A 10,478-nucleotide genomic window follows, 5' to 3' on the forward strand; every position below is an offset into this window, starting at 1 on the left:
TCCGAAGCCATGATTCACATCGCCTCGATCGACAACCTCACCAAGCGCATAACGGACGAGACCACACCAACCTGGCGAGGAACTTACTAGAACATAAAGGGCAAACTACTCTCACCAAATGCCCTCTAAGGACTCCTAACAAAAGTGGTGGGCTTGACCTGGTCAGACATCGGTGTCGTGCACGAGGCCGCCAGGTAGCGGGACGTGGTCAGCCGCGTAATCGCACGCGATAAACCCGGCGACGTCGGCGATCATCCCCGGAATACTGGTCGCCCATGGATGAGGTCAAAGTCGTCGTCGCCCATTCCGAGCGCGCGACCCTGCGCGTCGGCGACGTGTTCCTGAAGGTGGACGCCGATCAGGCGCGCATCGACGTCGAGGTCGAGGCGATGTCCCTCGCGCCGGTCCCGACTCCGGAGGTCCTGTGGCGCAAGCCGCCCGTGCTCGCGATTGCCGCGCTCCCGGGGACGACGCTTGGGCGCCTCGGCGGGCCGTCGACCGGGTCACCGGCGGCGTGGGCCGCGGCGGGCGCCGCCATCCGGAAGCTGCACGACGCGCCGCTGCCGCCCCGGCCCGGCCGGGCCGGGCGGAGCATCGTCGCGCTGGCGGCGGAACTCGACGACGAGTGCGAGTTGCTCGTGACTAATGGCGTCCTGCCCGCCGACCTGGTCACCCGCAACCGCCAGGTTGCCGAGGCCGCGCTCCGGCCGTGGACTCCGGCGTTCACGCACGGCGACCTGCAGATCGCGCACGTCTTTGTCGACGGCGGCGAGGTCACCGGCATCATCGACTGGTCCGAGGCGGGCCAGGGTGATGCCCTGTACGACCTCGCCACCTTCACGCTCGGACACGAGGAGCACCTCGACGAGGTCATCGCCGGCTATGACACCGACGTCGACCTCGACGTGATCCACGCGTGGTGGTCGTTGCGAAGCCTGCTGGTGGTTCGCTGGCTGATCGAGCACGGCTTCGACCCGTTCGCGCCGGGCTGTGAGGTCGACGTGCTGAGATCCCGGATGTGAGGCTGCGCGGGCCCGACTGCTGTGAGTGCGTTCTGACGCATCGAGCAGGCCATCCCCTGGGGCGCATCGCCTGCCCTTACTCCCGACAAAGTGCGGTGCGGAGTCGTCGCCAGCAGATGACGGCGCAGCCGAGGGTGACGAACGCGTGGTGGATGTCGTCGCGGATCTCCCAGCGGATGCGCAGGCGGCGGAACCAGTGCAGCAGCGCGATCGCTCCTTCCACGACCCAGCGGTACACGCCCAGGCCGGAGCCGTGCCCGGTGCCGCGCCGGGCGAGGTGCGGGGTGATCTGGAACCGGCGGACCTTGTCCCGGTAGACCTCGTGGTCATAGCCGCGGTCGGCGTACAGGTGCTTGGGGCGGCGCAGTGGCTGGCCGCGCTTGCCGCGGATCGGCGGGACGGCCTGGATCAGCGGGATCAGTTGGGTGACGTCGTTGCGGTTGCCGCCGGTGGTGATTGCCGCGAGCGGGATGCCGTGCGCCTCGGCGATCAGGTGGTGCTTGCTGCCGGCCTTGCCCCGGTCCACCGGGGACGGACCGGTGGCCGGCCCGCCCTTCATCGCGCGGATGTGGCTCGAGTCGACCGCTGCGCGGGAGAAGTCCAGCAGGTCTGCGGCCCGCAGCTCGGACAGCAGCAGCTCGTGCAGGCGCTGCCAGACCCCGGCCTCGTTCCAGTCCCGCAGCCGTCGCCAGCAGGTCATCCCCGAGCCGAAGCCCAGCTCCTGGGGCAGAAACTCCCAGCGGATCGCGGTGTACAGCACGAACAGGATCCCGCACAGCACCTTGCGACTATCCAGACGCTTACGACCCGGACGCCGCGGATTACGCGGGACGACCGGCAGCAGCGGCTCGATGCGCGCCCACAACTCGTCATCGATCTCCCACGGTCTGGCAGCGGTCTTCCTCGTCTCGACTGGCTCGCACCCCCTTCGGCCAGCATCAACGAGAACTGACACACCGTCATTCCCGGAGGTCCATAAACCTCCTTCTGTTAGGAGTCCTAAGCTGGTGCGTCACCAGCCGAAGGATGCCTCGTCGCCATAGACGGAGCTGAGACCGTGCGGCGAGAGCAGCCACGCTTTGGTCAAGACACCGGGCCAGTCTTGGGCGATGTCGAACAACAACGAGCGAATGATCAGCGGGGGAAGATCAAACACAGGTTCTGGTTTGCCCTTCCTTCCATGCATCGGCCTGCTGTCCAGCAGCAGGCCGATAGGCTTCTCCCCCTCGACCTCACGCACGCGGGCCAACTGTTTCTGCAGCTTGCTCTCGATCGCACGACCGACGCTGTTCCGCATCTCGCCGATGGTGCTTGACCAGCGGTCGGCCGACTGCATCCGCCCTGACCAACCCACAGTGAGGTCAGTGAAGCCGATCGTGACCCGATGAGCTTCGGGAGCGTCGCAGAAACCGATCGTCGGAACGGGATATGGACCCTGCGGAAGTGCCCTCAAATCCACAAAGGGCTTGCCCCGTTCGACCGCCTTCCGAGCCATCTGCACCACCCGGCCATAGAGACGCTCCCGTTCCTTCTTGCCTGCACCCAGCCAGGGCCCCGCGCTGATGGTCACCCAGAGACCGCCGCCCGGCGCTTGGGCCGCCAATTCCTGAAGTCGGGCGATGAGCTCGTGCGCTACTGCATCCTGGGTGGCGATCCGGCGGTGATCTTCTTGCGGTGAAGGCACCACAGTGTGGTCGACGAAACCGACGATGCCCTCAATCTCGATCTCCGCGTCGACGGGGATGGGCGGGGCATACGGATACAGATCCTCCTGTCGCTCAGGGCTGCCCCGCAGCTCGGCCTGAAGCCCCACCGTTCGCAGACCGGCGACGAGGGACATGAACGCCGTCTGCTCACGAGGCTTGTCAGCCATCAACCGCAGAACTGACTCCGTGCTCGCTTCTGTGGTCATTCCCCGCCTCTGTCGAACCTTGCGTCAGCACGATCACAAGCTGATACATGAGCATCACCCACAAGGATGGAGGCATTGTCAAATCCTGTGGACTGACCAGACAGCCCAATGGCCGGTCGATCAAGCAAGCGGCTTGCGGTAACGGACGTACTCGTTCTGCCGCCGGAACCCCACACTCTCGTAAAGGTCGTAGGACCGGTGCGGGTTTGCCGTGCCCGTGAACAGCCGGGCGGTCGTTGCACCCTGCTCGCGAAGGCTCCGCAGCCCGTCCAGCAGCAGGACCCGGCCGATTCCGAGGCGTCGCTGGTCTGTCCGAACACTCAGCTCTTCCACCTCGCCCACGGTGTGGTCGTGACGGTGGATGGAGCAGAGGGCGACGCCGACCATGTCCTGCCCGTTCCAGGCAGCCCTCCAGCATGCTGGGTCGGCGGTGTCGACGAAGTCCTGGAAAGGCCATCTCTGAGTGAAGCCGGTGTCCGCATACGAATCGATGACCGTCCTCCAGGCTGCACGGTAGTGGCTTGTCCCGATCGACCCGGTCCGTATCCCGGCTGGCAGCTCGCTGCCCGGCTCGGGCACCTGCTGCAGATCGCCCAGCTCCAGCTCGACCAGGCTGAAGACACGTCGGTAGCCGGCTGCGCGCAGAAGTGCCGTGGCGTCCTGCTCGGAGGCCATTGCGTTCGCGCCGATCACTGCCGTCCGCGCCGTTCCATGCTGTTCGACGAGCTGGCGGATCCGCTCTTCGGCCCAGCTCAGCATGGCTGAGCCGATGCCCTGGCCGCGATGCTCGGGCAAGAGGTAGCCGCGGTGCAGGTACAGCCACGTATCGTCCCGCTCTTGCCACCACCGGATCGTCGAGTAGCCGACGACGCTCCCGTCGAGCACCACCAGGATCTGGTTCTTGGACGGCTCCTCCAACTTGGCAGAAGCTTCGGCGATCTCGGCCGCTGTCGGGAGCCCTTCCACAACCGAATGGACATCGACCCGGTCCCGTTCAACACACCCCAGCCGCACCGCGGCCATGGCGCCGTGGTCTTCGTCGCCGCGATACGGCCGGAACCCGAAGCCGACCGGAAGGTCCTGTCCTGCCGTGCCATCCAACATGACCGGATGTTCTCGAACTTCGAGGCAGGTCCGCCACCCTATTCACGCCGCGGTCGTCTGCGGCCGTTCAACGAGCTGGCCGACTCTGTTGCTCTATTTGGGCCGCAGGTCGGCTGACTGCGGCATGATCGCATGAGGTCGGCGGGACTGCCGGAGGTCCCGGAGCAGACGGCGCTGGTCGCGGCGGTGGCTTTTTCGAAGGGGACGCTGGCGATGCGGGTGCGGGAGAAGCTGGCGGAGGTCTTCGCGGACGAGCCGTTCACGTCCGCGTTCGGGGTGCGCGGGGCTCCGGGCCTGTCACCCGGGATGCTGGCGCTGGTCACAGTGCTGCAGTTCGCCGAGAACCTGACCGACCGCCAGGCAGCCGGGATGGTGCTCCGGGCGATCGACTGGAAGTACGCGATCGGCCTGGAGCTGACCGATCCGGGGTTCGACTTCACGGTGCTGGCGAAGTTCCGGGCCCGGTTGGTCGAGCACGGCATGGAGCGCCTGGTCTTCGACCGGCTGGTGGAGCACTGCCGCCGGGAGGGGCTGATCGCGGCCGGGGGCAAGCAGCGTACCGACTCCACCCATGTCATCAGCGCGGTGCGGGACTTGAACCGGCTGGAGCTGGCCGGTGTGAGCGTGCGCGCGGTGCTGGAGGCTCTGGCCACGGCTCCGACCTGGCTCGGGCAGGCGATGCCGGTGGCGGAGCTGGAGCTGCGCTACGCGGCCAGGGTCGATTCATGGCGGCTGCCCTCGTCGAAGACGAAGCGTGACCGGCTGGCCGAGGTCCACGGCCAGGACGCGCTCGCGCTGCTGCACGCGGTCCACGCGCCCGACGCCCCGGTGTGGCTGCGGGAGATCGAGGCGGTCCAGCTGCTGCGGCAGATCTTCATGCAGATCTACTACGTGCACACCCACGCCCGGGGACGGGAGGTGGTCAGGAAGCGGGAGGCCGAGAAAGACGGCGTCCCGCCCGGCCATCTGCGGCTCGCCTCCCCCTACGAACTGGTTCGCAGCGGGCACGCGGTGAGCCTGTGCCAGGCCACGTTCGAGGAGGTCCCGGCCATCGCCGTGCGGCCCATCGGGTCGCGGCCGAGCGCAGTCCGGCGTATCAATGGTGGCTGCGCGCGGCCGGGGACCGGCGTGGGGCGGCGGGCATGGGCTGACCACGCTACCGCCGCCCCGGGCCGTCAGGCCGTCACTGCCGTCCGGCGGCGCCGGCGCAGGTAGAGCCCGCCGGCGCCGGCCGCCAGCACCGCGGCCCCGGCGGCCGGCAGCCGCCAGGATGGTGCGGGCGATGGTTCGGCCGAGGCCTGCGCGGCGGGCGCTGCCTGCGCCTCGGGCTGTACTACGGGCTGCGCCTCGACCTGCGCGTCGGCCTGGGCCCCGCTCGCCGACCCGGCGCCGTCGAACAGGCCGAATCCGCCGGCCAGCCCCTTCTTGTCGTAGCCGGACCCGGGGAGCTTGTCCGCGTACCGGCCGGTCACCAGCTTCTGGTACGCGGCGAGGGGGACGCTCTGCTTGCCGCCGAGGCCGGTGGTGGCCTCGGGGTTGAGCGGCTCGACGTTGCCGGCCTCGGTGAGCCGGTACCAGGCGTGGATCTGCGGCTCGGTGAAGGCGTGGGCGCCGGGAGTGCCGCGTTCGGCGAGCTTGAGCTCGTTGTCGCCGTCGCGGATGCCGGCGAGCTGCCAGCCGCTGCTGCTCTTGGCCTGCGGAGCGAGCAGTACGGCGGCCTGGTGGCCGTCGGCCGCGCTCACCCGCGAGGCGAGGTAGGAGAGCTTGAGCGCGTTCTGCGGTGTCGGCTGGGCCTTCCCCGAGACGAAGTCCGCTGACAGCTCGTACAGCGGGACAGGGTCCTTGAGCTCGAACGACGGTGGCGCGGCGACCGCGTTCGGGGTGTTCGGCCGGCCGCCCGCGCTGCCGCCGTCGGCGCCGGTACCGGTGCCACCCCCGGGGGTGGCCGCGGTCTTCGTGGCGCCGAGGAAGCGGGAGACGGTGTCGTGTGTCTTGCCGGAGTGCAGCACCTGCTGCGCGGCGCCGTAGTCGGGGACGTCGGTCCCGCCGTCGGCCCACGCGGTCGTCGTGGCGGCGCCCGCGCCCATGAGGACTGCGGCAGCGAGAGCAACTATCCTTGGTATCCGCATAGTTGGTTGCCTCCTCAGGCGTGGATGCCGATCCGCGAGTGGGTCCACTGGAACGAGCCGTTGTCGACGTAGGTGTTGAAGTTCCACCAGGTGTACGTCTGCGTGCTGGGCCAGGGATCGCCCACGGCGATCATGTTGCTGGTGCTGTCGTAGCCGTAGATGACGTTCATGTGGCCGCCGCCCGAGGTCCAGCCGATGCGCACGGCGAACGGGCGTCCGCTTGCTATCTCGTTGGCGACCTCGCTGAACGACGCGTTGCGGTTCAGGTCGTAGCCGCTGTTGCGGAAGCCCATGGTGGACAGGGCGCCGGCCATGTCGTCCAGTGTGGCGGGCCGGTCGTTGCAGTCCAGCCAGCGGCCCTGCTGGGCGAGGCGGCAGAAGTCGTACTGGTTGTACTGGGTGTAGCCCCAGTAGTTGGCGATGGTCAGGCCGGAGGCGTCCCAACACCACTCGTCCTGGACCTGCTTCTGCATGCTGATGTCGAGCGCCGTCCAACTGGTCGGCCGGGTCGAGGCGCAGACCGGAAGGTTTCCGGTGTTCTCGCGGATGAAGGCGTCGGCGATATAGAAGGCGCCGGACCAGATCCACCGGTTGTTGTTCTCGACCACGTCCCCCGTGGTGCGGCAGATCATCGGGATGCGGTCTCCGGGTGTGGCCTGGCCGGTGATCCTGGCCGAAAGCGAGGGCAGCACACGCTCGTTGACGGTGCTGAAGTTGCCCTGTCCCCCGATGACGGTGCCCTTGACCAGCCCGGCCTGGGCCACGGCGCCCACACCCAGCCCGATCGCGCCGGCCAGCACGGTGGCGGCCGCCGCAACCACGGCTGCGCGGCGTGACTTTCTACGGTGTCTGCTCATACGTCAGATATCACTCCCCGTTAGCGGTGAAAGCTGAATGCGGTGGAGTCTGGCAGAGCGGCGCCAGAACCGGAACGACGAAGTCCGGGCGGAATCACGGGCTACGCGCATAGACGGCGATGACTGTCCATCAATAATTGCTGGAACTAGGGAAGTTGATGGCTCGCGAGTGGATCGGCCCAGTCTGCTGTTATCTTATCGTTATCAACGATAGGACACTCTTCAGCGTGTGAAATTTCACAGAGTGAGTGCAATGTTACTCACGATGAGGGTTTCAGAAGCGGGGATTCTGGGGTTCGAAGCACGGCTTATATGCCCGCCTCGGTATCACGCCGTCGCGACGAGCCGGCCGGGCGCTGCACAGGTGAGGTTGGCGGAGTCGACGGTCGGTCCTGCAGATCCGAAGCAGCTCCGAGCTTCGCCCCTGCCGAACGCCCCTGCCGAACGCCCCTGGCGGAGCCCGCCAGGGGCAACCCGGGCGCCGGGTGTCTCAGTCGTCGTCCTCCTCGTCGAAATACTCCTCGTACTCGGTGAAGGTGTCGGACAACTCCCTTGCCGACTCGGGGTTCTCGGCCCACCAGCGGGGCGACTCCCCGTCTGGGATCAGCGAGCGGTCGACGGCGGCCACCCAGGGCCAGTCGTCGTCATCGTCGAAGATCCCGCGCTGGACCATGGGGACGGGAACGGTTGCCTGCTGGTGCTTCACCATCCAGGAGTTGCGGAAGAAGTCGAACTGGAGGTGGTGGCAGCCGTCCGTCTCGCTGAAGAGGATCGGCGGTACGAGGAAGTGTGCCACGCCGACGGTCGCGGCTACGTCGATGTAGTTCTGCGGGACGCCGCCGGCGTTCCAGCAGGCGGCGAAGTTCACAGGTGTGAGTGACTCCTTGCCGAGCACATGGATGGCGTTTCCCTCGATCAGGAACTTGGCCGGGTCGAGGAGCACGTCTTCGCCGAGCATCACGATCGGCGCCGGCATGACGTGCGCCATGGCGAAGTCCTGGGCCTGCACGTAGAGATCGACGATCTCGGCGTCGCGCGTGGAGTCGAACGTCTCGTAGGAGTGGAACGGGCAACACCCGGACACGTCCGGATCCTCCGAAACGGGGAAGAGAAGGGACTTGTCGACCGGCAGGAGGGCCGACTCGCTGTGCCTGGCCCGAAGGTAGGCGGGGATCCAGACGGCGTTGTCCGCCTCGACCACCTCCGACTGGCAGAGGGTGCGGAACGCTGTGTCACCGAGCTTGCAGTTGAAGTAGTCGAGCAGTGCGATCGCGGCACACTCGGCGAGCGAGAGGGTGTCGCTCCTGGTGAACCAGAAGTCGTAGCCGTTCGTGACGAAGTGCACGCTGCGGAAGTGCTTGTGGACGAAGGGTTCGGGGTCGGTGCCGGCGGTGAGCCCGCTCCAGTGTGCGGCGGCCACCTGGTTGTAGTAGGCGTCGGCGTGGCGGGCGAGTTCGGGGGCGAAGACGCTCTCACCGGTCCAGTAGCAGGCCTTGCTGAACAGCGCACCGATCTCCGGATCGTGCGTCAGCTCGGGCTCTGTGAAGACGAGTTCGGTGCGCAGGAAGACCTTACGGCCGTCGAGGTAGGGCGCGCCCTCGTGCTCGTACCGCTGGTCGAAGATCACGCAGGTGAAGGGTTCGATGTCCGCCAGCGCCGCGCCCCCGGTGAGGTCGAGGGCGGGCGCGGCCGAGCCGCCGGTGAGGTAGAGCAGGACGGTGTAGCGGGAGACGTGCTTGCGCTCGGCGTCGTAGTAGGGCGTGTCGCGGTGGCGGTGGAAGTTGGTGTCCCCGGGCTCGAAACGGTTACAGCGGAACACAGGGTTCACGTGAGAGAAGCCTTCACGCACTTCCTGCGGTGCGGCCCTGCCCACTGCGGCGGTGAGCGCCTCGGCAAGCAGAGCGGAGTGGAAGATGAAGCGCTCGCCGCCGCGCGAGCCGGAGTTGAGCGGCGGAACGTAGAGGTTCAGCGCGTCGAGGCGCTCCAGGCAGGTTCGGGCGGCGGCCGGCAACTGCAACGAGAACGAGTACGCGCCTGTGGCGAGTTCGACCGGCCGCGTGAGCTCGAACGCCAGCGGGGTGTCCGTGAACAGGCGGTCGAGCGGGACGATGTTCTCGAACGTGCGGAACGACAGCTCGCACGGGTCGACGAAGACGGCGGCCAGGTATGGCGCCTCCTCGCTGGGCCGGGCGAACAGTTCACGCACGCGGGCGTCGATGCGCTCGGCGTCCACAAAGCGCACCGCCTTGTATCGGACGGTCGGGTGCCAGGAGACTGCGAGTCCGTCGAGCGTCGCGGCGGGCTCGGCGTCTGTCGCATCGACCTCGGCGCGGTACGAGGCGACCTCGTCGGCGTCGGCTCGACCGGTCGACAGGCAAAGAAACGATCGCGGAGTTCGACGCTCACGCACTCCTCCAGAAGCTTCGCAGGGCGGGCGGGAGTTGGGGAGCGAGCGCGAGTTTCTTCGCGCCCGCGTCGGAGACATCGGTGCGGTACAGGAGTAGGGCCTGTTTCAAAAGCCGCTTCGAGTGAGCGGTCAGTCGGCAGCGAGGATGTCGGAAAGACTTACGGCGGGGCGGCCAAGCATGGCTGTCAGCGTGCGCTGCTGGCGCTCGGTCAAGGAGGTAACGAAGATCACTGCGTCAGCGCTGGCCTGGTCACAGGCCTGGGCTACCTCGCGAACTTTTCCGTAGCTCAGCAGAGTCCGCGAGGAGTAGGGCAGACCCATCTTCTGAACCCCGCCGTCCGAGACGCCTCGTCGTTGCACAATCTGCACGACGACCCGAGCGCCGCGCGCTGCCAGTTCTGTGGCCGCCGACGCCATGAGCGTTTCGAAGTCCTTCTGCTTCGCAGAGAAGTAGCCAACCAGGACTACATCAGCGCCCACTGTCGTGAGCCGGAACGCCTGGCGTTGGGCCGACTCCGGCGGCACACGGCGAGCCAGGCGCCTGTCACGTCTTCGGGGCTGATGCATGCGCCAGAGGCTAAATGCCTGGCTACCTGCAGCGATACCGCGTTTCTCGCTGGCCGAGCTTCGCGAGCAAGGTCAGAGCCATTCGTTGATGACGGCGATGGTGACGGTGGCCTCGTAGCGGACGGCGAGTTTGTCGTATCTCGTGGCCACGGCCCGGTGGCGCTTGAGGCGGTTGATCCCGCACTCGACCGCGTGGCGCTCGCGGTAGTCGGCCTTGTCGAACTGCGCGCCAGCGCTGTACCCCGCCAGCTCGACGCGCCCGCGAAGTAGACCAACCCGACCAAGATCAATCTCAGCGGCACTTTCTGTACCTCAACTACTCACACCTGTAGAGCCCCGCGAGTTCGCGGAAACTGAAGTTCCCCCCTGATCTTGGACAGCGGATGCTTACGCTGCGGGGGTGAAGTCGTTCTGCAGCCTGGCTCGGGTTTCGAGCGGGGTGAGGTACCCGAACTCGGGGTGCTTGCGGAGCCTGGTGCG

9 protein-coding genes and 2 pseudogenes are annotated in these 10,478 nt (G+C 67.2%); 3 read left to right on the plus strand and 8 right to left on the minus strand.

Annotated elements, in window-relative coordinates:
• A pseudogene (locus KV557_RS40675) lies at positions 1 to 90 on the plus strand (IS5/IS1182 family transposase); the annotation flags it as partial.
• Positions 91 to 275: 185 nt separating this feature from the next.
• Positions 276 to 1,022, plus strand: coding sequence for a phosphotransferase family protein (locus KV557_RS40680; protein WP_218207110.1), 747 nt, complete (start codon positions 276 to 278; stop codon positions 1,020 to 1,022).
• A gap of 76 nt (positions 1,023 to 1,098) precedes the next feature.
• On the opposite strand, the gene KV557_RS40685 is transcribed toward KV557_RS40680, so the two are convergent.
• From KV557_RS40685 to KV557_RS40695, 3 genes are all read right to left on the minus strand, one after another.
• A complete protein-coding gene (locus KV557_RS40685; RefSeq protein ID WP_218207120.1) occupies positions 1,099 to 1,899 on the minus strand; it encodes an IS5 family transposase in 801 nt (266 codons plus the stop codon).
• A gap of 135 nt (positions 1,900 to 2,034) precedes the next feature.
• On the minus strand, positions 2,035 to 2,934 hold the full coding sequence (locus KV557_RS40690) for a hypothetical protein (protein ID WP_218207111.1): 900 nt from the start codon (positions 2,932 to 2,934) through the stop codon (positions 2,035 to 2,037).
• Between the two features lie 120 nt (positions 2,935 to 3,054).
• Positions 3,055 to 4,038, minus strand: coding sequence for a GNAT family N-acetyltransferase (locus tag KV557_RS40695; protein ID WP_218207113.1), 984 nt, complete (start codon positions 4,036 to 4,038; stop codon positions 3,055 to 3,057).
• A 132-nt stretch (positions 4,039 to 4,170) separates the two neighbouring features.
• Here KV557_RS40695 and KV557_RS40700 point away from each other — a divergent pair, with 132 nt between their 5' ends.
• A complete protein-coding gene (locus tag KV557_RS40700) occupies positions 4,171 to 5,253 on the plus strand; it encodes a transposase (protein WP_218207114.1) in 1,083 nt (360 codons plus the stop codon).
• Here the strand turns inward: KV557_RS40700 and KV557_RS40705 are convergent.
• From KV557_RS40705 to KV557_RS45190, 5 genes and pseudogenes are all read right to left on the minus strand, one after another.
• The gene (locus KV557_RS40705; protein WP_218207116.1) at positions 5,214 to 6,167 is read right to left on the minus strand and encodes a hypothetical protein; all 954 of its coding nucleotides are present in this window, start codon (positions 6,165 to 6,167) and stop codon (positions 5,214 to 5,216) included. The genes KV557_RS40700 and KV557_RS40705 overlap by 40 nt on opposite strands.
• A gap of 14 nt (positions 6,168 to 6,181) precedes the next feature.
• On the minus strand, positions 6,182 to 7,024 hold the full coding sequence (locus KV557_RS40710; protein ID WP_218207118.1) for a papain-like cysteine protease family protein: 843 nt from the start codon (positions 7,022 to 7,024) through the stop codon (positions 6,182 to 6,184).
• Positions 7,025 to 7,514: 490 nt separating this feature from the next.
• Positions 7,515 to 9,434: a hypothetical protein gene (locus KV557_RS40715; protein WP_256178699.1), complete on the minus strand. Its 1,920-nt coding sequence runs from the start codon at positions 9,432 to 9,434 to the stop codon at positions 7,515 to 7,517.
• 126 nt (positions 9,435 to 9,560) lie between these two features.
• Positions 9,561 to 9,998, minus strand: a complete 438-nt coding sequence (locus KV557_RS40720; RefSeq protein ID WP_256178700.1) for a hypothetical protein — start codon at positions 9,996 to 9,998, stop codon at positions 9,561 to 9,563.
• 72 nt (positions 9,999 to 10,070) lie between these two features.
• A pseudogene (locus KV557_RS45190) lies at positions 10,071 to 10,223 on the minus strand (IS5 family transposase); the annotation flags it as partial.
• Positions 10,224 to 10,478: the final 255 nt, after the last annotated feature.

Origin of the sequence: Kitasatospora aureofaciens, assembly GCF_019192735.1 — a bacterium.
GTDB lineage: Bacteria > Actinomycetota > Actinomycetes > Streptomycetales > Streptomycetaceae > Kitasatospora > Kitasatospora aureofaciens_A.